We start from the raw sequence: 20002 nt of genomic DNA on the forward strand, positions 1-20002 counted from the left end.
GCAACTTAATCAGGCCTTTGCATCGCCACCAATGCGGCGCATGAGTGTAAGGGCAGGGTGGCCGGCGCGGAGGCGGTATAGCTGCGCGGGCCGGTTGCTAGCATGACGCATCTTGCCGGGGATCTCTTCAAGGAAATCCCCTTCCTTGATGCGCTTTCGGAACGCGCTTTTATCGACTGGGCGTCCCAAGACAAGTTCATACACGCGCTGCAAATCCGTCAGCGTGAATTCCGCCGGCAGCAGGTGAACTGGCATGGAGGAATTTTCGGTCCTGTCGCGCAGCCGCGTAATGGCGGCCGCGAGGATTTCACCATGGTCGAAAGCCAGGTCGGCGCTGCACAGGTTCTCGGCCACGGTGAACCATTGCGCGGCATCGGCCGTACCGCCATGCTGCAGCTGGATATCATCCGATGAAATCAAGGCGAAGTAGGCAAACGTTGCCGACCAGCCGCGCGGGTCGCGGCTGGCGCTGCCAAAGCCTTGCAACTGTTCCAGGTAAGGCGTTTGCACGCCGGTTTTCTCGCGCAGCTTGCGCAATGCGGCATCGTCGAGAGTCTTGTCGCGGTGGACGTCGATAAAGCCGCCCGGCAGCGACCATTTGCCCTTGCATGGGTGATCGCTGCGGCGAACCAGTAAAACCTGCAGCGCCTGTTCGCGCAGCGTAAAGATGACCAGATCGACGCTCGTCAGCGGCACATCATAGTCGTGCACGTTATAGCTGCTGAGGAATTCCTGTTCGGTGCGATTGTCGTTAGTCATTGTCTTCCTGGCGAAAAGCGCATTGTAATCGCTTAGTGCTGAAAAGAACATAACTTAGTTGCAAATGCAAACTAAGTTGGTTGTGATGCCTTCGCTTGATCGAAAACAATAACAAGAAAGGAGTATCGCAATGATCAACCGGGTCCGTTCGCGCATCGCCCAGCAAACGCTGGCAATCCACGATGCCGGCGCTTAGGTGAATGCGCTTGGCAAGCAAGTCGATTTCGGCGGCCAATCGCGGCGCGCTGGCGCGTTGGTTCGCTGAACACCTGCTGCGCAACCCCAAATATCGCGGCGCATTCGAGCATGTGTGCTTTGCCGTGCTCGATCGCAAGGGCGCCGCCTTTGCCGCCTTTGAAGCGGCGTTTAATGGAAAAGAATTGAAATGAGAAATGTAGCCCAATTGTGCGAGCACATTCGCACCACCGGACAAGCCGAAATGGTCCTGTTCTGGGGACACCAGCCGTCGCAGGACGGCGCCATCAAAAAGACCTGCTTCAGCCAATGGTTCGAGGCGGAATTTGAAGTCGATGGCATCCGCTACCCGACGGCTGAGCACTTCATGATGGCCGGGAAGGCCCGCCTGTTCGGCGATGAAAAGGCGCTGGCCCGCATCATGCAAGCGCGGAATCCGGGCGCGGCAAAAGCCGCCGGCCGCAAGGTGCAGGGCTTCGACGAGCCGACCTGGGAGGCGCACCGCTGGGAAATCGTGGTCGCAGCCAACGTCGCCAAGTTTTCGCAGAACCCGCCCTTGCGCGACTTCCTGCTCGCCACCGGCGACCAGGTGCTGGTGGAAGCCAGTCCGGTCGACCGCATCTGGGGCACGGGCGTGGCCGCCGACTCGCCGCATGCCGGGAATCCCGCCAGATGGACCGGGCTGAACCTGCTTGGTTTTGCCCTGATGGAAGCGCGTTCACGGATCAGGGAGCGCGGCGGCGTGCGGTAAAATGGCGGGATGACAGGAAGATTGCTGGCCATTGATGGTTTGAATATTGTGCGGCGTGTGTATGAGGCAAGTCCGGAACCGGACTCCGACCTCAAAGCCGAGATAGCGATGCGCCATGCGTTCAGCGCTTTCCAGCGCCTGGTGAACGGCCACGAACCGACCCATATCCTGCCTGCCTTCGATTACGGCGGCAGCACCTGGCGCCATACCTTGTATAAAGGTTACCGCGAGGGCCGCCAGCCGATGCCGGACGTGCTGCGCGAAGCGCTGCCGCAGTTCTATATGCAGCTCACCAATATCGGCATGTGCCCGATCTCCATCCCCGACGTGGAAGCCGACGATGTGATCGGCACCGTGGTTACGCGCTGGCTGGCCGAGAACCGCGGCGAAGCCGTGGTGGCCAGCACCGACAAGGACTTGCACTGCCTGATCGCCGAAGGGGCCCGTGTCTGGGACCATTTCAAGTCGGAATGGCATGACCGCGCCTGGGTCGAAAAGAAATGGGGCGTCACACCTGGCATGCTGCCGGACCTGCTGGCGCTGATGGGCGACGAGACCGATTCCATCCCCGGCGTCTCGAATGTGGGCGTGAAGACGGCGGCCAAACTGTTGCGAACTTACGGCACTCTGGACGCAATCATGGCCGGCGCGGGCATCTTGAAGGACAAAGTCGGCGAAAGCCTACGAAAAGAGCGAGATATGTTGTATCTTTCTCGTCAACTGGTACAACTAAAGACGGATGTCCGGATCGGCGTGAGCTGGAACATGCTGGCCTGGGACCACCGCTAAGACCTTCCGATGTTAAAAGCAGTCCTTATCGACAGCAGCGCCGTCGCCCGCGGCCTGCTCAATACGGTGCTGATCGACGGCGGCTATGACGTGGTCGGCCAGGCGCACACCTGCCTGGCGGGCAATGTACTGCTGATCAAGCACCACCCCCAGATCATCTGCATTTCGCGCGACTGCATCGAGGCCGACGAGGCGTCCGTGCACGCCATGCGCAAGGACTGGCCGAAAGCCATGCTGTTCATGGTGTCGTCGGAATTCGACCAGGCTACGATCCAGAAAGGCCACGCGATGGGCTTCAATGGCTATATCGTGAAGCCGTTCAATGCGGGGACGGTACTGAAGACGATCCGCAACACCGTCATCGCGGCGGTGAAGCGGCAGCAGAAAGCGCAGGCCGGCACGCAAGGCGACGGCCCGGCCGAAGGGTCAGACGAAGTTTGAGTCGTCGATGATGCCGCCGCCGAGGCAGACATCGCCGTCGTACAGCACGGCCGACTGGCCGGGCGTCACCGCCCACTGGGCATCCATGAATTTCAGCGCGAACTCGCTGTCGCCCCTGGCGGCGACGTCGCACGGCACGTCGGCCTGGCGGTAGCGGGTCTTGGCGCTGATGCGGCCGGCCTCCGGCGCCACGTCGGCGACCCAGCTGGCCTGGCCCGCTTGCAGCGCGTCCGACAGCAGCCAGGGGTGGTCATGGCCCTGCACCACCCACAGCGTATTGTTCTCCACGTCCTTGCGCGCCACATACCAGGCGTCGGACGAGCCGTCGGCGTTCTGGTAGGTCTTCACGCCGCCGATGCCGATGCCCTTGCGCTGGCCCAGGGTGTAGAAGGACAGGCCCACGTGCTCGCCCACCACCTTGCCGTCCGGGGTCTTGATCGGGCCCGACTTGTAGGACAGGTAGCGGTTCAAAAATTCACGGAACGGGCGCTCGCCGATGAAGCAGATGCCGGTGGAATCCTTCTTGGCCGCATTCGGCAGCTGCAGTTTTTCCGCGATCTTGCGCACTTCGGTTTTCGGGATTTCGCCCAGCGGGAACAGGGTCTTGGACAACTGCGCCTGGTTCAGGCGGTGCAGGAAGTAGCTCTGGTCCTTGGTGTGGTCGACCGCCTTCAGCAGCTCGTGGCGGCCGCTCACGGTGTTGTGGCGCACGCGCGCATAGTGGCCGGTGGCGATCAGGTCCGCGCCCAGGTGCATGGCGTGGTCGAGGAAGGCCTTGAACTTGATCTCCGCATTGCACAGCACGTCCGGATTCGGGGTGCGGCCGGCCTGGTACTCGCGCAGGAATTCCGCGAACACGCGGTCCTTGTATTCGGCGGCGAAGTTGACCGCTTCGATGTCCACGCCCACCACGTCGGCCACGCTGGCCGCGTCGATCCAGTCCTGGCGCGTGGAGCAGTATTCGGAATCGTCGTCGTCTTCCCAGTTCTTCATGAACAGGCCGATCACTTCATAGCCTTGCTCTTTCAGCAGCCATGCGGAAACGGAGGAGTCGACGCCACCGGACATGCCGATGACTACTTTTTTCTTGGTCATAATACGGAGGGGTGTTGCAAATTTTCCAAAATAGAAGAAATCGTCAGACTTCTTCAAATACCGACACATGGGTGTGCAGGATTTCCAGCGGCGCGCGCTTGCCCGCCAGGTATTCGTCCACGCAAGTCAGCAGCAATGGGCTGCGGTGGCGTTCGCGGCAGGCGGCGATTTCATCGCGCGTCATCCAGTAGGTGCCCAGGATGCCTTCATCGAGCGGGCGGTCTTCATGCAGTCTGCCCACCTCGCCGCAGAAGGCAAAGCGCAGGAAGGTCACCAGCTGGCCGGTGCGCGCCGAACGGTAGCGCGACATATACATGCCCACCAGCGCGGTCGGGGTGAAATCGTAGGCTGTTTCTTCCAGCGTTTCGCGCACCACGGCCTGTTCCAGCGACTCCAGCGGATCGAGGTGGCCGGCGGGCTGGTTCAACCGAATGCCGTCACTGGTTTCTTCTTCAATCAGAAGAAACTTTCCATCGCGCTCGATGACGGCGGCGACTGTGACATTCGGTTTCCAGGTGCGCGGCATGTTAGTCCATCCTTAGAAGACCCGACATTGTAGCCTGATCTTGACCTTCCGTTGTTACCACAGTGTGAAATCCTTGTGCGGCGCAACATTTCTTTTCGCGTAATGTTGGCGACAGAACATTTCATGTTAGATTTTAGTCAGTTTTTCCCACTATTTGGAGGCATTATGAAGATTGGCGTACCGGCCGAGTCTAGGCCGGGGGAGACCAGGGTGGCAGCGACGCCCGAAACGGTCAAGAAACTCGCAGTCAAACACCAGGTGATCGTGCAGGCGGGAGCCGGCATTTCCGCCTCGGTGACGGACGAAGCATATGCCGCTGCCGGCGCCACCATTGGCACCGCGGCAGAGGCACTGGGCGCGCAAATGGTACTGAAGGTACGCGCCCCGAACGCCGAGGAGCGCGGCCAGATGAAATCGGGCTCGGTGCTGGTCGGCATGCTGAATCCCTTTGATGGGGAAAACATTGCGGCCATGGCGGCTTCCGGCCTGTCCGCGTTTGCATTGGAAGCTGTGCCGCGTATCACGCGCGCCCAGTCGATGGACGTGCTGTCCTCCCAGGCCAATATCGCGGGCTACAAGGCCGTGATGGTTGGCTCGAATACCTACCAGCGTTTCATGCCCATGCTGATGACGGCGGCGGGCACCGTGAAAGCGGCCCGTGTGCTGATCATGGGCGTCGGCGTGGCCGGCCTGCAGGCCATTGCTACGGCCAAGCGCCTGGGCGCGGTGATCGAAGCGTCCGACGTGCGTCCGCCGGTGAAGGAGCAGGTGGAGTCGCTCGGCGCGAAATTCATCGACGTGCCTTACCTGACCGATGAAGAGCGCGAGATCGCGCAAGGCGCGGGCGGCTATGCGCGCCCGATGCCGGCCGCCTGGATGAAGCGCCAGGCAGAGCTGGTGCACGAACGCGCCAAACAGGCCGACATCGTGATCACCACGGCATTGATCCCGGGCCGCCCGGCGCCGGTGCTGATTTCCGAAGACACCGTCAAGGCCATGAAGCCCGGCTCCGTCATCGTCGACCTGGCGGTGGAGCAGGGCGGCAATTGCCCGTTGTCCGAGCTGGGCAAGACGGTCATCAGGCACGGCGTGCATATCGTGGGCGAGCCGAACCTGGCCTGCCACGTGGCGGCCGACGCCTCCGCCCTGTACTCGCGCAATGTGCTCGATTTCCTCAAGCTGGTATTCGACAAGGAAGACCAGCTGGTGATCGACCGCGAGGATGAAATCATCAAAGCGACGCTCGTCTGCCACGGCGGCGAGACGCTGCGGAATTAGGAGATACGCATGGAAGTCAGTCACACCATCATCAACCTGATCATCTTCGTGCTGGCCGTGTATGTGGGCTACCACGTGGTCTGGAACGTCACGCCGGCGCTGCATACGCCGCTGATGGCGGTCACCAATGCGGTATCGGCCATCATCATCGTGGGCGCCATGCTGGCGGCGGCGCTGACCGAGGGCCTGGTCGGGCAAATCATGGGCACGCTCGCCGTGGCCCTGGCCGCGGTCAATGTGTTCGGCGGATTCCTGGTCACCCAGCGCATGCTGGAGATGTTCAAGAAGAAGGAGAAGCCCAAGGCGGCGCCCGCCGCCGCCGCATCGTCCGAGAAGGAGGCCAACGCATGAGCTTCATCACCATGAACCTGGTCACGATGATGTACCTGATCGCGTCGGTCTGCTTCATCCAGGCGCTGAAAGGCTTGTCGTCGCCGGCCTCGGCCCGGAAGGGCAACGCCTTCGGCATGGCCGGCATGGCCATTGCCGCCGCCACCACCGTGGCGCTGATCCTGCGCCTGAAGGCCGATGCGGCGGCAGCTGCCGAAAGCGCGGAAGCGCTGGCGGCGGCCGCGCGTTCCGTCGGCATGGACGTGCCGGCGCGTTCCGGCTCGGGCAGCCTGGGCCTGGGCCTGGTGCTGCTGGGCGTGGCGGTCGGCGGCGGCATCGGCGCCTTCCTCGCCAAGCGCGTCGAGATGACCAAGATGCCGGAACTGGTGGCGGCCATGCACTCGCTGATCGGTCTGGCGGCGGTCTGCATCGCCGTCGCGGCGGTGGCCGAACCGCACGCCTTCGGCATCGCGGCGCGCGGCGATGCCCTGCCGATCGGCAACCGCATCGAACTGTTCATCGGCACCTTTGTCGGCGCGATCACCTTCAGCGGGTCGGTGATCGCCTTCGGCAAGCTGGCCGGCAAATACAAGTTCCGCCTGTTCCAGGGCGCGCCGGTGGTGTTCGGCGGCCAGCACATGCTGAACCTGGTGCTGGCGCTGATCATGGTCGGCCTGGGCCTGGTGTTCGTGTTCAGCGGCGGCAGCGAACCGGCCTGGGTGCCGTTCCTGCTCATGACGGCGATCGCCTTCTTGCTGGGCGTGCTGATCATCATCCCGATCGGCGGCGCCGATATGCCGGTGGTGGTGTCGATGCTGAACTCCTACTCGGGCTGGGCGGCGGCCGGCATCGGCTTCTCGCTGAACAACTCGATGCTGATCATCGCCGGCTCGCTGGTGGGCTCTTCGGGCGCCATCCTGTCCTACATCATGTGCAAGGCCATGAACCGCTCCTTCTTCAACGTGATCCTGGGCGGCTTCGGCGGCGACACCTCCGCCGCGGCGGCAGGCGGCGCGCAGCAGCAGCGCAATGTGAAGTCGGGCTCCTCGGACGACGCCGTGTTCCTGATGCAGAACGCCGAGACCGTGATCATCGTGCCCGGCTACGGCCTGGCGGTGGCGCGCGCCCAGCACGCGCTGAAGGAACTGGTCGAAAAGCTGGGCCACCACGGCGTCACGGTGAAGTACGCGATCCATCCGGTGGCAGGCCGCATGCCCGGCCATATGAACGTGCTGCTGGCGGAAGCCGAAGTGCCGTACGACCAGGTGTTCGAGATGGAGGACATCAACAGCGAATTCGCGCAGGCCGACGTGGTGCTGGTGCTGGGCGCGAATGACGTGGTGAACCCGGCGGCGAAAGACCCGAAATCGCCGATCGCCGGCATGCCGATTCTCGAGGCCTACAAAGCCAAGACCATCATCGTCAACAAGCGCTCGATGGCGTCCGGCTATGCCGGCCTGGACAACGAGCTGTTCTACATGGACAAGACCATGATGGTGTTCGGCGATGCCAAGAAAGTGTTGGAAGACATGGTCAAAGCCGTCGAGTAAGTACGGCCGGGTCCGTGGCAACCTTGGGGTCAGGCTCTTGGGTTGCCACGCGTGGCAACCCAAGAGCCTGACCCCAAGGTTGCCACGGGCTCTTCCGTGACGCTGCCCTTATTTGCCGGGATGCGAGCGCTGGCGCTGGAACTCGCTGAGCTCGCTGGCGTAGCGCCGCCGCGATGCCGGCGTGTGCCAGTCGTCCTGTGCCTTGAGCATGGCGGCTGCGCCTTCCGGCGTGCCGACGATGCGGTCGATGCGGCGCACGGCCGCCTGCCCCCAGGCATTGCGCGGGCAGGCAATGCCGCCCAGCAGGGGCTTGTTGTTCTGGGCGATCGGCACCGTCGCCAGCGTGCCGATGCTGGGATCGCGGCTGCTGGCGTATTGCAGCGCATAGTCGTAGTCCAGGGTGTAGTCGGCGCGCCCGTGCGCCACCAGCTTTAGCACGTTGCGCCCGTAATCGCCGACCGAGGTGGTCTCCAGCCGCGAGCCGGCCGGACGGCCGGCGATCAGTTCGTCGACCGCCGCGCCGTAGCTGCGCCGTTCCACGACGATGCCGCGCAAGGCCGGATCGGCGATCAGCTTTTCCATATCGGCTTCGCCATGGGCGTTGAGCGGCAGGCGCGACAACGTGCCCGGCTGCACCACCAGCTGCGGCGGCGGCACCAGGCTGGTGTCGACGAAGTAGGCCAGTTTTTCGCGCGCGGCATTGCGCAGGGCCGCCACCACGCAGGCCCGTTCGCCGCGTTCGATCATCAGCCAGGAGCGCTTGGGATTGGCGTACACGAAGCGGTGCTCCACCTCGGGCCAGCGGGCGCTGATGTACAGCACGATCTGGTCGGCGAAGCCGTTGCTGGGCTTGCCGTTCACCGGCATCGAGGCGGGCGGAATGTCGGGCATCAGCCAGGACATGGTGTCCCGCGCCTGCGCCCCGGGCGCCAGCACGATGGCGAGCAGGGCGAAGGCGGGGCGGCGCATATTCTTCCTTTAGCGCCGGCCGTACATCATCAGTTCGGCCAGCACGGCGCGGGCCGGGGCGGCGACATCGAGCGCGGCCAGCCCTAGGCCCAGCAGGGGCTGCAGCGAGGAGTCGTTGGCGAAGATGCGCGCCATGGTGTCGGTCAGGCGCACCGCCAGCTTGCGGTCCTGCCGGCGCAGGGCGGCGTATTGCGCCAGCGCTGCCGGCGTCGCGCCGCGCGCCAGGCAGCGCGCCAGTTCGGCGGCGTCGCGCAGGCCCAGGTTCAGGCCCTGGCCGGCCACCGGGTGCAGGGTTTGCGCGGCATTGCCGATGGCGACGCTGCGCGCGCTGCCGGTGGCGCCGGCATTGAGTCCGAGCGGGAAGGCCAGGCGACGCGTCGCATGCGTGAATGTGCCGAGGCGATCGCCGAAGGTTTCGCCCAGCCTGGCCAGGAAGCTGGCCTCGTCCAGTGCCAGCAGGGCCTGCGCCGAGTCCGGGCGCACGCACCAGACCAGCGCGTAGCCATCGTCCTGCGGCAGCAGGGCCAGCGGGCCTTCGCCGGTGAAGCGCTCGTAGGCGCGGTGCGCCACCGGGGCGCTGGTGTTCACTTGCGCGATGATGGCGCTCTGGCGGTAGTCGCGCTGCTCTTCTTTCGCCTGCTGCTCGCCGAACAGGCCCCCTTCGGCCTGCACCAGCACGGCGGCGCGCAGCGCACGCGGGCCCTCGCCTTCGCATGCGAGGTGCAAGGTGACGGCGTCGGCCGCTTCCGCGCTGCCGCTCACGCGCACCGGGCGCAGCGCGGCGACGCCGAGGCGGGCGCAGACATTGCCCAGCGCTTCGGCGATGGCGCCGTAGCGGGTGACATAGCCCAGCGCCGGCAGCTGATGTTCGTCGCGCGTGATCATGCTGCGGCCGAAATGGCCGCGCCGCGACACGTGGATTTCATGGATGGCGGTGGCGTGGATCGGCCAGGCGCCGACCTGCTCCAGGATCTGGCGGCTGCCGTAGGACAGGGCCAGGGTGCGCGGGTCCTGCATGGCTTGCGCCAGCGGCTTGGCGTCGACCAGCGCCAGGCGTGCCGGGTCGGCGCCGCGCCGCACCAGCAGCGCCGCCAGCGCCATGCCGGCCGGGCCGGCGCCGCAAATGGCGATATCGTAGTCAGTCATTTCATCAAGGCTTCAATCTCGGCCACCGTCTTGGGCGCGCCGCCGGTCAACAGCTGGAAGCCGCCTTCGCGCACGATCACGTCGTCTTCGATGCGGATGCCGATGTTCCAGTACTTTTCCGGTACGCCGCCGGCCGGGCGCACATAGATGCCCGGTTCCACCGTCATCGCCATGCCCGGCTGCAGCAGGCGCGAGGGCTTGTCTTCGCGCGCCGTGTCGCGGTACAGGCCGACGTCGTGCACGTCCATGCCGATCCAGTGGCCGGTGCCGTGCATATAGAACTGCGCGTAGCGTTTCTCGGCCAGCACGTCCTCCAGGGCGCCTTGCAGCAGGCCCAAGTCCAGCATGCCTTGCGCCAGCACGCGCACCGCGGCGTCGTGGGCGTCGTGGTATTTGCGGCCGGGACGGATGGCGTCGAAGGCGGCTTGCTGCGCCGCCAGCACCAGCTCGTACAGCGCGCGCTGGGCCGCGCTGAAGCGGCCGTTCACCGGGAAGGTGCGGGTGATGTCGGAGGCGTAGCCATCGAGTTCGCAGCCGGCGTCGATCAGCACCAGGTCGCCGTCCTGGATGCGGCGGTTGTTGGCGTTGTAGTGCAGCACGCAGGCATTCGGGCCGGACGCCACGATCGGCGTGTAGGCCGGGTACTGGGCGCCGTGGCGGCGGAACTCGTGCAGCAGTTCCGCTTCCAGCTCGTATTCGTGGATGCCGGCGCCGTGCTGGCCGGCGAAGCGCATGGCGCGCGCGTGGGCGCCGCAGGAAATCGCCCCGGCGCGCAGCATGACGGCGCTTTCATGGTCGTCCTTGAACAGGCGCATGTCGTCCACCAGCGGCGGCAGGTCGCGCAGCACGGGCGGCGCGCTGGTGCCGCCGCGCGCGAGCTTGCGCACGCCGTCGAACCAGCGCCGCTGCTGCGCTTCGCCGCCGCGCGCCAGCGGGGCGTACAGGGCGCTGGCGTTGGACAGCTGGCGCACCATATGCTCGTCGAGGGCGCCCACCGGGTAGGCGGCATCGAAGCCGAACGCGGCGCGCGCGGCGTCCGGGCCGTAGCGGTAGCCGTCCCAGATTTCCGACTCCGGATGCTTTTCGCGGCAGAACAGGATCGCCTGCGCGGGGCTGGCGCCGCGCGCGGCGGCCAGCACCAAGACCGCTTCCGGCTCGGCGAAGCCGGTCAGGTAGTAGAAGGAGCTGTCGTGGCGGTAGGGGTATTCGGTGTCGGCGTTGCGCGCCACCTCGGGCGCGGTGCCGATGACCGCCACGCTGCCCGGCTCCAGCATGGCCAGCAGGCGCGCGCGGCGGTCGGAGTAGGGTTTCATGCGTTCAGTTCTTCCAGTTGCTGCACGGTGCCGACGTTGACCCATTCGTCCTGGTAGATCTCGCCGCCGATGCGGCCCTGGTCGGCGAATTCGAACAGCAGCTTGCCCAGGCCAACCTTCTGCCCGGGCGCGATGCCGGCGAACATTTCGGGACGGTAGACGCCGATATTGGCGAAATTCCACTTCGGCTCACCCTGGCCGGAAATCGTGTACAGGTTCAGGGCGAAGTCGCCTTGCGGGTTGTGCCAGGGGTTCGGCGTCAGCCAGACCCAGGCGAGATCGCGCACCTCGGCCGGATACGGGTCGCCGCGGTGGTCCTTGTCCTTCAGCACGTCGCGCGCCTCGGCGAAGTCGAAGTGCGGACAGTAGATGTCGCCCGACAGCGCCAGGAAGGGCGCATCGCCCAGCAGGTGCAGGGCGTTGGCGATGCCGCCCGCCGTTTCCAGCGCTTCGGCTTCCGGCGAATAGCGGATCTGCGCGCCGAACTGCGCACCATCGCCCAGCGCTTGCTCGATCATGTGGCCCAGGTGGGCGTGGTTGATCACGATGTCCGTGATCCCGGCGCGCACCAGGTTCTGGATATGCCAGACGATCAGCGGCCGGCCGCGCACGGTCAAGAGCGGCTTGGGGCAGCTGTCGGTCAGGGGGCGCATACGTTCGCCGCGGCCGGCGGCGAGGATCATAGCTTTCATGCGGCGCCCCTCAGAAGGTGTAGCCCACTTGCGGCGCGCTGCCTTCGAGCGCGTCGAGCAGCTTGACCAGCGGCTTGAGCTCTCGGTAGCGGTTGGCGGTCTTGCGCACGTACTCCATCACGGTCGGCAGATCGCCCAGGTAGGTCGGCTTGCCGTCGCGGTAGTTCAGGCGGCAGAAAATGCCGAGGATCTTCAGGTGGCGCTGCAGCGCCATGTACTCGAAGTCCTTGTAGAAATCGTCGAAGTCCTTGGTCACCGGCAGGCCGGCGCTGCGCGCGTGCTGCCAGTAGCGGATCAGCCAGTCCAGCACCAGCTCCTCGTCCCACGCCACATAGGCGTCGCGCAGCAGCGAGGCGCAGTCGTAGGTGATCGGACCGTAGACGGCGTCCTGGAAGTCGAGGATGCCGGGATTGCCCTCGTCCATCCACATCAGGTTGCGCGAATGGTAGTCGCGGTGCATGAAGACCTGGGGCTGGGCCAGGCAGTTAGCGACGATCGCCTCGAACACCTTCTCCAGTTCCTGCTGCTGCTTGTCGCCCAGGGTGGCGCCCAGGTGCTTGCCGATGTACCACTCGGGGAACAGATGCAGCTCGCGCAGCATGAAGGCGCGGTCGAACTCCGGCAGCACGCCGGGCGCGCTGGCCTGCTGGATCTTCACCAGCGCCGACAGCGCTTCGGCGTACAGGGTGGCGGCCGAATCGTGGTTCAGCGCCTGCAGGTAGGTGGTGCGGCCCAGGTCCGACAAAAGCAGGTAGCCTTTTTCCACGTTTTGGGCGACGATAGCCGGAACCGAGACGCCGGCGGCGGCCAGCAGGCCATCGACTTTCACGAAGGCGGCCACGTTTTCGCGCTCGGGCGGGGCATCCATGGCGACCAGGGTGGCGCCGTGGGCGGCGCGGTGTTCGGGCAGGACGTCGACGCGGAAATAGCGGCGGAAGCTGGCGTCCTCGGAGGCGGGACGGGCCGAGGCGGCGTCCACCAGGCCGCTGCCCTGCAGCCATTCGGTGAGGGCGGCAAGGCGCGCATCGGCGGCCGGAGATGGTAAATTAGATAATAAAGACATTGAAACAGCCTGCGTATTCCAGTAATGGGTAAAGATTCCCATATAATAAGGGATTCACATTAAAAAATCGCCTTTATGGTGTCTCACGCGTACCATCCATGACCCGGTTCCTGGCTCCTCCCAACTCCAAGCGCTGGGCGTTCGCCTTGACCGCCATCGCCGCCGCCACTGCCGCGGTGTCCGCCCATGCCCAGACGCATGCCGTCGTCAAACGTCCGCCGCATGTGGAAGACAAGAATGCCGTCACCACCGTGCGCGCCGAAGATATCGCCGGCCGCCCGGAACGCGAAGTGCAGCTGCAGCGCGACGTCGAAGTGGTGCACGACAAGACGCGCGTCACCTCCGACGCCGCCAACTTCCAGCAGGTGGAGCAGGAGCTTGAGGCCAGGGGCAACGTGCGCATCTGGCGCTTCGGCGACTACTACACCGCCGATGAAGTGAAGCTGAACATGGAAACGGGGCGCGGCTACATGCTGAACCCGACCTACCAGCTGGAAGCGAACAACGCCCAGGGCAAGGCGCAGCGCATCAACTTCCTGAGCGAGGACGAAGCGCAAGTGGTGGACGGCACCTACAGCACCTGCCAGGGCCCGAACCCGGACTGGTACCTGAAGGCGCGTTCGCTCGACCTGGACCAGGGCCGCGACGTCGGCACCGCCGGCGCCACCCTGATCTACTTCAAGGACGTGCCGATCCTGGGCACGCCGGCGCTGTCGTTCTCGCTGTCGGGCGCGCGCCGCTCCGGCTGGCTGCCGCCGACGCCCTCGTATTCCTCGCGCGGCGGCGCTGAACTGCTGGTGCCGTACTACTTCAACATCGCGCCGAACCGCGACCTGACGCTGTTCCCGCGCTATATCGCGCGGCGCGGCCTGCAGCTGGGCGCCGTGGGCCGCTATATCGGCGAAACCGACGCCGGCAATTTCTACGAGGGCAGGACCTTCCTGGAATACCTGCCGAACGACCGCGAAGCCAAACGCGACCGCTGGCAGCTGCAATCGGTGCACACGCAGGCCCTGGCCAAGGACTGGACGTACGGCTGGAACCTGCGCGCCGCCTCGGACAACAACTATCCGAACGATTTTTCCAAGACCGTGTCCTCGTCGGCCGAGCGCCAGCTGCTCAAGGAGCTGCGCACCGACTACCACGGCGAATACTGGAGCCTGACCGCGCGCGCCCAGAAATACCATGTGCTGCAGGATCCGGAAGGGCTGTTCGTGTCGCGTCCCTACGACCGCCTGCCGGCCATCAACCTGCACGCGGCGCAATACGACGTCGGCGGCTTCGACCTGCAGCTGGACGCCGAATTGACGCGCTTCTGGCATCCCGACAAGATCAATGGCAACCGCGTGGTGGCGGTGCCGCAACTGAGCTACCCGATCATCGGCGCGTCCTACTTCGTGACGCCGAAGCTGATGCTCAACGCCAGCGCCTACCAGCTCGACGCCTTCGGCGCGGATCCGGCGCGCTCGCTGGACCGCGCGGTGCCCACCTTCTCGCTTGATTCGGGCCTGGTGTTCGAACGCGATACCAAGCTCGGCGGGCACAAGCTGACCCAGACCCTGGAGCCGCGCCTGTTCTATGTGTACACGCCGTTCCGTAAGCAGGACGACTTCCCCAACTTCGACACGGCGCCGCCCACCTTCAACCTGACGCAGATCTTCAGCGAGAACCGTTTCGTCGGCTCTGACCGCATCGGTGACGCCAACCAGGTGACGGCAGCCGTGGTGTCGCGCTTCCTGGAGTCGAGCGGCGCCGAGCGCATGCGCCTGACCTTCGGCCAGCGCTTCTATTTTGCCGACCAGCGCGTGCAGATCGACAACACCACGCCGGTCAACAGCAGCCGTTCCGACATGCTGCTGAAGGCCACCGGCCGCATTTCCAATGCCTGGGGCCTGGACAGCGAGGTGCAGTACAACCCGAGCACCAGCCGGGTCGCCACCTCCAGCATGACGCTGCAGTACACCCCGGGCACGTACAAGGTGGTCAACGCCGGCTACCGCTATGTGCGCGACAGCTTCAAGAATGCCGACCTGTCGACCCAGTGGCCGATCTCCTCCAAATGGTTCGGCGTGGGCCGTGTGTCATACTCGCTGCGCGAACACAAGCTGCTCGAGAGCGTGGTGGGGCTGGAATACAACTGCGATTGCTGGGTATTCCGCATGGGCGCGCAGCGCTTTGTCACCAGCGCCAAGAAGACCTCGACCCAGTTCTTCTTCCAGCTTGAGCTGAACGGCCTGTCCAAATTCGGTCTCGGCAACCCGCTGGAGGTGCTGAAAAACAGCATTCCCGGCTATCGCCGCGTCAATGAAGGCGTGCGTTAAGCTTTCGACTTTCCTCAACCGATACATGAGCGTTTCAGATATGCATTCGATCAAACTAGCTGCTGCCCTGCTGTGTGCCTCCCTCGCCGTTCCGGCCCTGGCGCAAAACGCCAAGCCGGCCATCCCGGCGGCGCCGGCCAAGACGCTCGGCGCGGCCGCGCCATCGAAGGGCTTCACGCCGCCGGGCCAGTCGGCCAATACCGCGATCGACGCCATCGCCGTCATCGTCAACGATGAAGTGATCACCCAGCGCGAGCTGAAAGAGCGCGTGGCCACCATCGTGGCGCGCATGCAGCAGCAAAAGGTGGCGCTGCCGGACGCCGGCGAACTGCGCAAGCAGGTGCTCGAGCGCATGATCGTGGAACGCGCCCAGCTGCAGCTGGCCAAGGAAATGGGGGTGCGGGTGGACGACAATATGCTCGACCGCGCCATCGCCCGCATCGCCGAGCAGCAGAAAATGACGGTGCAGCAGCTGCGCAACCAGATGGAGAAGGAAGGCACCACCTTCGCCTCCTTCCGCGAAGAGATCCGGGAAGAGATCGTCATGCAGCGCCTGCGCGAGTATGAGGTCGACAACAAGATCAATATCGCGGAAGCGGAAGTGGACAGCTTCGTGGCGGCCGAGAAGGCCATGGCCTCCGAGCAGTTCGAGCTCAATATTGCGCAGATCATGGTGCGCATCCCGGAAAACGCCGCGCCCGACGTGATTGCCCAGCGCCAGAAGCGCGCCGAGGAAGTGCTGCGCCAGCTGCGCACCGGCGCCGACTTCGCCAAGATGGCCGCCACCTATTCCGACGCCTCCGACGCGCTGCAGGGCGGCGCCGTCGGCTGGCGCCCGGCCAGCGCGCTGCCGCCGCTGTTCGCCGACGCGCTGACCAAGCTGAAGCCGGGCCAGAACACGGCGCTGATCAAGAGCGCGGCCGGCTTCCACATCCTGAAGCTGGTCGACAAGCGCAGCATGGCCGACGCGGCCGCCCAGGAAACCGTGCAGCAGACCCACGCCCGCCACATCCTGCTCAAGGTCACGCCGACCATGAGCGCGGCCGACGCCAAGCGCAAGCTGCTGGAACTGAAAGAGCGCCTGGACAACAAGGCCGCCAAGTTCGAAGAGCTGGCGCGCCTGTTCTCCAACGATAGCACCGCCAGCAAGGGCGGCGACCTGGGCTGGCTGTACCCGGGCGACACCGTGCCGGAATTCGAGCAGGCCATGAACGGCTTGAAACTGGGCCAGGTGTCCGACCCGGTGGAGTCGTCCTTCGGCTACCACCTGATCGAGGTGCTCGAGCGCAAGTCCGACGACGTCTCCAAAGAGAAGCAGCGCGCCGCCGCCCGCAACGCCCTGCGCGAGCGCAAGCTGGTGGAAGCGGTGGAGGACTGGCAGCGCCAGGTGCGCGACCGCGCCTACGTCGAATTCCGCGACGAATCGCTGAAGTAAGCAGGCCGGCACACCATGAGCGCCAACCTGCAAGCACGGCGCCCGGGTGTGCGCCCCGCCGTTGCCGTCACCACCGGCGAGCCGGCCGGCATCGGCCCGGAAATCGCCATCCGCGCGGCCTGGGCCATGCGGCACCGGGTCAATGCCGTGCTGGTGGGCGACGCCGCCTTCCTGGCCATGACCGCGGCCGCCATCGACCCGGAGATCCGCATCAGCGCCGTCACCACCATGGCGGCGCGCAACGCCGGCCTGCCGCACTTCGGCGCCGAGCGCCTGTGCGCGCTCGACATCCCGCTCGGCGCCCATGTGCAGCCGGGCGTGCTGGATAAGGAAAACGGCCGCTACGTGCTGGCCACGCTGGACGCCGCCATCGAAGGCTGCCGCGCCGGCTGGTTCGAGGCCGTCGCCACCGCGCCGGTGCAGAAATCCACCATCAACGACGCCGGCGTGCCGTTCTCCGGCCATACGGAATATTTCGCCGAGCAGACCGGCACCGCGCGCGTGGTGATGCTGCTGGCCGGGCAGCCGCAGGCCGTGGCCGGCGCCGATCGGCCGCCGCCCCTGCGCGTGGCGCTGGCCACTACCCATCTGCCGCTCAAGGACGTCAGTGCCGCGCTGACCCGCGCCAGCCTGGCGCAGACCCTGGACATCGTCCAGGCCGACTTGCGCGCCAAGTTCGGCATCGCCGCCCCGCGCATCCTGGTGGCGGGGCTCAATCCGCACGCCGGTGAAAACGGCTATCTGGGGCGGGAGGAGATCGACACCATCGTGCCGGCGCTGGAAGCGGCGCGCGCGCGCGGCATCGACGCGCGCGGCCCGTATCCGGCCGACACCCTGTTCCAGCCCAAATACCTGCAAGACGCCGACTGCGTGCTGGCCATGTACCACGACCAGGGCCTGCCGGTGCTCAAATACGCCACCTTCGGCCACGGCGTCAACATCACGCTCGGCCTGCCGCTGATCCGCACATCGGTCGACCACGGCACCGCGCTCGACCTGGCGGCCCAGGGCGTGGGCCGCGCCGACTGCGCCAGCATGCAGGCCGCCCTGGAAGCGGCGCTGCAGATGGCGCAAGCCAGCCAATAACCCAGACAGACTATGAAACACATTGCCCGCAAACGCTTCGGCCAGAACTTCCTGCAGGACGACCGCGTCCTCGGCGACATCATCGACGCCATCGCCCCGGCCGCCGGCGACACCATGGTGGAGATCGGCCCCGGCCTGGCCGCCATGACCGACCTGCTGCTCAAATCCCTGCCGCAAATGCATGTGGTGGAACTGGACCGCGACCTGGTGGCGCGCCTGGAGCAGCGCTATCGGCGCGAACAGCTCACCATCCACGCCGGCGACGCCCTGAAGTTCGACTTTAGCTATATCCCGGTGCCGCCGGGGAAAAAGCTGCGCGTGGTGGGCAACCTGCCCTATAACATCTCCTCGCCGCTGCTGTTCCACCTGGCCGAATTCGCGCCCCTGGTCCAGGACCAGCATTTCATGCTGCAAAAGGAAGTGGTGGAGCGCATGGTGGCTGTGCCGGGCACCAAGGCTTACAGCCGCCTGTCGGTGATGCTGCAGTGGCGCTACCGCATGGCCATGCTGTTCATCGTGCCGCCGGACGCCTTCGACCCGCCGCCGAAAGTCGAGTCGGCCATCGTGCGCATGATCCCGATCGAACAGCCGCTGGCCTGCGACCCGGCGCGCCTGGAAGCGGTGGTGCAGAAAGCCTTCTCGCAGCGCCGCAAGGTGATCCGCAACTGCGTGGCCGGCATGTTCACCGAAGCGCAGCTGGTGGCCGCCGGCATCAACCCGCAAGACCGCCCGGAAGCGGTGCCGGTCGAGGCCTACGTCGCCCTGGCCAACCTGCCTATCTGAATAAAAGCCAGGGCTCGACCCCGGCTTGCAAAAAAAAAGCCCGCTCGGTGGGAGCGGGCTGAATCCATTTCTGTTACGAAGTGGAGGAGACGGGAGTGATTATGCTGCGTCGCGGCATATTGTTCCAATTTATTTTTGGAATTCCAGTCATTCCATTTCCTTATATCACTGGCAGCGCAGGACGACGTCGCGGTCGCCGTCGCCCATCACGCCGCTGGCCGTGCCGGCATCGAAGGTGCACGCCTGGGTCGGGTTGGTCGGCTGGGTCAGCACCGACAGGCCGTAGGCCTCGCCCACCGGGACCCCGCTGAACTTGAAGGTCGTGCCGGTTTTCGCCACCGTGAGGGTGCCGTAGCCGCCGCCGTTGATGATCTGCAAGCCGTCGCCCTGGTAGTTGACCACGCTGCCGTTCAGAGCATAGGTCTTTTGCTTGCACTCGATGACCACATTGATGCTGGTGGTATGGCCGGCCGAGGACGTTGGATTGAGCGCGTCGCATTGCATGTGCGCTGGCTGCGTCAATACCTTGACGGTGTACTCGGTGCCGTAGCTGATGGTGTTCGGGAAGCTGAAGGTGGTGGCGCCGGCCGGGACCGGCAAGGTGTCGCCGCCGTTCAGCTGCAAGACCATGCCGTCGGTCTTGAGGCCGTTGATCGTGCCGCCGACGGTGAAGCTGGCCTTGCCGCCGCACGCTGCCAGGGCGGCGGCCAGCAGGGCCGCGCCAATGAGGGTTGCTTTCATCTGGTTTCCTTGATTATTGGCAGGTGACGACGATCTTGCTGGCGTCGTTGCTGTCGATGTTGCGGGCAGGCATGGTACCGCCGCCGCTGCCGTTGCCGCCGCCGCTCACGCTGCAGGTCTTGCCCGCTGGCTGGGCCAGCACGGTCACGCCGTAGACGGAATTGTTGGGCACTTTCTCGGCAAATTGCCAGGTGCTGCTGCCCGGCACCACGCCCACGGTGCGGGCGCCATTGGCCAGCACCAGGCCGGTATTCTCGGCGGCCAGTCCGCTCACCGTGCCGCCCAGGACGTAGGGCACGGGGGTGCAGACGACGCTGGCCTGCTGGTAGGTGTAGTAGTTGATCTTGCCGGTATTGTTGCTCAGTTGGCAGGTCACGTCGGCCGGGGTGGTCTTGATCGTGATGTTGAATGGCGCGTCCGTCGCCATCCGGGTCGGGAAGGCAAAGCTGCCGTTGCCGGTGATGGTCAGGTCGTCGCCGCCATTGTTTTGCAGCACGAGGCCGGCGCGATCGACCGCGCTCTGGACCACCAGGGCAAAATTGCCATTGCCCTTGCCGCCGCAGGCGCTCAGGCCGGCGGCGCACAGCAGCGCGGCGGCAGACAGATACTTACTCTTCATTCCACGTTCTCCAGTCGGTTTCGCGCCATGCGCGGACAAATCGGCGCCTATTTTAGTGCATTTGCCACTTCTTTAGCCGTTTTGGCCATCTTTTCCCTTGTAACAGCTTGCAACGGGGCG

The 20002-nt window shown here is 65.2% G+C and carries 21 protein-coding genes; 11 read left to right on the plus strand and 10 right to left on the minus strand.

The genetic code is table 11. The features are described 5' to 3' along the window. Positions 1-9 precede the first annotated feature (9 nt). Positions 10-759 carry an NUDIX hydrolase gene (locus tag H597_RS30860; RefSeq protein ID WP_051293779.1) on the minus strand — a complete coding sequence of 250 codons (750 nt, stop codon included), beginning with the start codon at positions 757-759 and terminating at the stop codon, positions 10-12. Positions 760-965: 206 nt separating this feature from the next. On the opposite strand from H597_RS30860, the gene H597_RS0113815 reads away from it, so the two are divergent. From H597_RS0113815 to H597_RS0113830, 4 genes are read left to right on the plus strand one after another with little or no spacing between them, the layout of a single operon-like run. Then, positions 966-1148 (plus strand): hypothetical protein, encoded by a 183-nt coding sequence (locus H597_RS0113815; protein WP_154668102.1) that lies wholly within the window; start codon positions 966-968, stop codon positions 1146-1148. A gap of 50 nt (positions 1149-1198) precedes the next feature. After that, complete coding sequence (gene ybiA / locus H597_RS0113820; protein WP_371850733.1) at positions 1199-1705, plus strand: riboflavin biosynthesis intermediates N-glycosidase; 507 nt, start codon at positions 1199-1201, stop codon at positions 1703-1705. Between the two features lie 9 nt (positions 1706-1714). After that, the gene (locus tag H597_RS0113825) at positions 1715-2494 is read left to right on the plus strand and encodes a 5'-3' exonuclease (protein ID WP_028102670.1); all 780 of its coding nucleotides are present in this window, start codon (positions 1715-1717) and stop codon (positions 2492-2494) included. Positions 2495-2503: 9 nt separating this feature from the next. Beyond that, positions 2504-2935, plus strand: coding sequence for an ANTAR domain-containing protein (locus H597_RS0113830; RefSeq protein WP_028102671.1), 432 nt, complete (start codon positions 2504-2506; stop codon positions 2933-2935). Here H597_RS0113830 and mnmA read toward each other — a convergent pair. Next, positions 2921-4030, minus strand: a complete 1110-nt coding sequence (mnmA, locus tag H597_RS0113835) for a tRNA 2-thiouridine(34) synthase MnmA (RefSeq protein ID WP_028102672.1) — start codon at positions 4028-4030, stop codon at positions 2921-2923. The two genes, H597_RS0113830 and mnmA, sit on opposite strands and share 15 nt — an antisense overlap. 43 nt (positions 4031-4073) lie before the next feature. Then, positions 4074-4556 carry an NUDIX hydrolase gene (locus tag H597_RS0113840; protein WP_028102673.1) on the minus strand — a complete coding sequence of 161 codons (483 nt, stop codon included), beginning with the start codon at positions 4554-4556 and terminating at the stop codon, positions 4074-4076. Between the two features lie 165 nt (positions 4557-4721). Between H597_RS0113840 and H597_RS0113845 the strand changes: the two genes are divergently transcribed. The 3 genes from H597_RS0113845 to H597_RS0113855 are packed head-to-tail and all read left to right on the plus strand — an operon-like array spanning position 4722 to position 7714. Further along, positions 4722-5834: a Re/Si-specific NAD(P)(+) transhydrogenase subunit alpha gene (locus H597_RS0113845; protein ID WP_028102674.1), complete on the plus strand. Its 1113-nt coding sequence runs from the start codon at positions 4722-4724 to the stop codon at positions 5832-5834. A gap of 9 nt (positions 5835-5843) precedes the next feature. After that, on the plus strand, positions 5844-6185 hold the full coding sequence (locus H597_RS0113850; RefSeq protein ID WP_028102675.1) for a proton-translocating transhydrogenase family protein: 342 nt from the start codon (positions 5844-5846) through the stop codon (positions 6183-6185). Beyond that, positions 6182-7714: an NAD(P)(+) transhydrogenase (Re/Si-specific) subunit beta gene (locus tag H597_RS0113855; protein WP_035374171.1), complete on the plus strand. Its 1533-nt coding sequence runs from the start codon at positions 6182-6184 to the stop codon at positions 7712-7714. The genes H597_RS0113850 and H597_RS0113855 overlap by 4 nt, the downstream gene beginning before the upstream one ends. A 108-nt stretch (positions 7715-7822) precedes the next feature. Here the strand turns inward: H597_RS0113855 and H597_RS0113860 are convergent, their stop codons facing one another. The 5 genes from H597_RS0113860 to H597_RS0113880 are packed head-to-tail and all read right to left on the minus strand — an operon-like array spanning position 7823 to position 12897. Beyond that, positions 7823-8683 carry a TIGR02285 family protein gene (locus tag H597_RS0113860; protein WP_028102677.1) on the minus strand — a complete coding sequence of 287 codons (861 nt, stop codon included), beginning with the start codon at positions 8681-8683 and terminating at the stop codon, positions 7823-7825. Between the two features lie 9 nt (positions 8684-8692). Continuing rightward, the gene (locus H597_RS0113865) at positions 8693-9829 is read right to left on the minus strand and encodes a UbiH/UbiF/VisC/COQ6 family ubiquinone biosynthesis hydroxylase (protein WP_028102678.1); all 1137 of its coding nucleotides are present in this window, start codon (positions 9827-9829) and stop codon (positions 8693-8695) included. Then, positions 9826-11142, minus strand: a complete 1317-nt coding sequence (locus H597_RS0113870; RefSeq protein WP_028102679.1) for an aminopeptidase P N-terminal domain-containing protein — start codon at positions 11140-11142, stop codon at positions 9826-9828. The genes H597_RS0113865 and H597_RS0113870 overlap by 4 nt, the downstream gene beginning before the upstream one ends. Further along, positions 11139-11834, minus strand: coding sequence for an N-acetylmuramate alpha-1-phosphate uridylyltransferase MurU (gene murU, locus H597_RS0113875; RefSeq protein ID WP_028102680.1), 696 nt, complete (start codon positions 11832-11834; stop codon positions 11139-11141). The genes H597_RS0113870 and murU overlap by 4 nt, the downstream gene beginning before the upstream one ends. Before the next feature lie 10 nt (positions 11835-11844). Beyond that, positions 11845-12897: an aminoglycoside phosphotransferase family protein gene (locus H597_RS0113880; protein WP_028102681.1), complete on the minus strand. Its 1053-nt coding sequence runs from the start codon at positions 12895-12897 to the stop codon at positions 11845-11847. Between the two features lie 98 nt (positions 12898-12995). Between H597_RS0113880 and H597_RS0113885 the strand changes: the two genes are divergently transcribed. From H597_RS0113885 to rsmA, 4 genes are read left to right on the plus strand one after another with little or no spacing between them, the layout of a single operon-like run. Then, the gene (locus H597_RS0113885) at positions 12996-15218 is read left to right on the plus strand and encodes an LPS-assembly protein LptD (RefSeq protein WP_028102682.1); all 2223 of its coding nucleotides are present in this window, start codon (positions 12996-12998) and stop codon (positions 15216-15218) included. A 40-nt stretch (positions 15219-15258) separates the two neighbouring features. Next, the gene (locus H597_RS0113890; RefSeq protein WP_083941093.1) at positions 15259-16653 is read left to right on the plus strand and encodes a peptidylprolyl isomerase; all 1395 of its coding nucleotides are present in this window, start codon (positions 15259-15261) and stop codon (positions 16651-16653) included. 15 nt (positions 16654-16668) lie between these two features. Then, on the plus strand, positions 16669-17739 hold the full coding sequence (gene pdxA, locus H597_RS0113895; RefSeq protein ID WP_051293781.1) for a 4-hydroxythreonine-4-phosphate dehydrogenase PdxA: 1071 nt from the start codon (positions 16669-16671) through the stop codon (positions 17737-17739). Between the two features lie 12 nt (positions 17740-17751). Beyond that, the gene (gene rsmA / locus H597_RS0113900) at positions 17752-18522 is read left to right on the plus strand and encodes a 16S rRNA (adenine(1518)-N(6)/adenine(1519)-N(6))-dimethyltransferase RsmA (protein WP_028102685.1); all 771 of its coding nucleotides are present in this window, start codon (positions 17752-17754) and stop codon (positions 18520-18522) included. A 165-nt stretch (positions 18523-18687) separates the two neighbouring features. Here rsmA and H597_RS0113905 read toward each other — a convergent pair whose 3' ends face one another. Continuing rightward, positions 18688-19263 carry a hypothetical protein gene (locus H597_RS0113905; protein WP_028102686.1) on the minus strand — a complete coding sequence of 192 codons (576 nt, stop codon included), beginning with the start codon at positions 19261-19263 and terminating at the stop codon, positions 18688-18690. A gap of 13 nt (positions 19264-19276) precedes the next feature. After that, on the minus strand, positions 19277-19882 hold the full coding sequence (locus H597_RS0113910) for a hypothetical protein (protein ID WP_028102687.1): 606 nt from the start codon (positions 19880-19882) through the stop codon (positions 19277-19279). Positions 19883-20002 lie beyond the last annotated feature (120 nt).

Source organism: Pseudoduganella violaceinigra DSM 15887 (assembly GCF_000425385.1).
GTDB classification, from domain to species: domain Bacteria; phylum Pseudomonadota; class Gammaproteobacteria; order Burkholderiales; family Burkholderiaceae_D; genus Rugamonas; species Rugamonas violaceinigra.

Excerpts from the sequence above, each read along its gene's own strand:
- H597_RS30860 (WP_051293779.1), bottom strand. The coding sequence starts at position 759 with ATGACTAACGACAATCGCACCGAACAGGAATTCCTCAGCAGCTATAAC.
- ybiA (WP_371850733.1), top strand. The coding sequence starts at position 1,199 with ATGGTCCTGTTCTGGGGACACCAGCCGTCGCAGGACGGCGCCATCAAA.
- H597_RS0113825 (WP_028102670.1), top strand. The coding sequence starts at position 1,715 with ATGACAGGAAGATTGCTGGCCATTGATGGTTTGAATATTGTGCGGCGT.
- H597_RS0113830 (WP_028102671.1), top strand. The coding sequence starts at position 2,504 with ATGTTAAAAGCAGTCCTTATCGACAGCAGCGCCGTCGCCCGCGGCCTG.
- mnmA (WP_028102672.1), bottom strand. The coding sequence starts at position 4,030 with ATGACCAAGAAAAAAGTAGTCATCGGCATGTCCGGTGGCGTCGACTCC.
- H597_RS0113840 (WP_028102673.1), bottom strand. The coding sequence starts at position 4,556 with ATGCCGCGCACCTGGAAACCGAATGTCACAGTCGCCGCCGTCATCGAG.
- H597_RS0113845 (WP_028102674.1), top strand. The coding sequence starts at position 4,722 with ATGAAGATTGGCGTACCGGCCGAGTCTAGGCCGGGGGAGACCAGGGTG.
- H597_RS0113850 (WP_028102675.1), top strand. The coding sequence starts at position 5,844 with ATGGAAGTCAGTCACACCATCATCAACCTGATCATCTTCGTGCTGGCC.
- H597_RS0113855 (WP_035374171.1), top strand. The coding sequence starts at position 6,182 with ATGAGCTTCATCACCATGAACCTGGTCACGATGATGTACCTGATCGCG.
- H597_RS0113860 (WP_028102677.1), bottom strand. The coding sequence starts at position 8,683 with ATGCGCCGCCCCGCCTTCGCCCTGCTCGCCATCGTGCTGGCGCCCGGG.
- H597_RS0113865 (WP_028102678.1), bottom strand. The coding sequence starts at position 9,829 with ATGACTGACTACGATATCGCCATTTGCGGCGCCGGCCCGGCCGGCATG.
- H597_RS0113870 (WP_028102679.1), bottom strand. The coding sequence starts at position 11,142 with ATGAAACCCTACTCCGACCGCCGCGCGCGCCTGCTGGCCATGCTGGAG.
- murU (WP_028102680.1), bottom strand. The coding sequence starts at position 11,834 with ATGAAAGCTATGATCCTCGCCGCCGGCCGCGGCGAACGTATGCGCCCC.
- H597_RS0113880 (WP_028102681.1), bottom strand. The coding sequence starts at position 12,897 with ATGTCTTTATTATCTAATTTACCATCTCCGGCCGCCGATGCGCGCCTT.
- H597_RS0113885 (WP_028102682.1), top strand. The coding sequence starts at position 12,996 with ATGACCCGGTTCCTGGCTCCTCCCAACTCCAAGCGCTGGGCGTTCGCC.
- H597_RS0113890 (WP_083941093.1), top strand. The coding sequence starts at position 15,259 with ATGCATTCGATCAAACTAGCTGCTGCCCTGCTGTGTGCCTCCCTCGCC.
- pdxA (WP_051293781.1), top strand. The coding sequence starts at position 16,669 with ATGAGCGCCAACCTGCAAGCACGGCGCCCGGGTGTGCGCCCCGCCGTT.
- rsmA (WP_028102685.1), top strand. The coding sequence starts at position 17,752 with ATGAAACACATTGCCCGCAAACGCTTCGGCCAGAACTTCCTGCAGGAC.
- H597_RS0113905 (WP_028102686.1), bottom strand. The coding sequence starts at position 19,263 with ATGAAAGCAACCCTCATTGGCGCGGCCCTGCTGGCCGCCGCCCTGGCA.
- H597_RS0113910 (WP_028102687.1), bottom strand. The coding sequence starts at position 19,882 with ATGAAGAGTAAGTATCTGTCTGCCGCCGCGCTGCTGTGCGCCGCCGGC.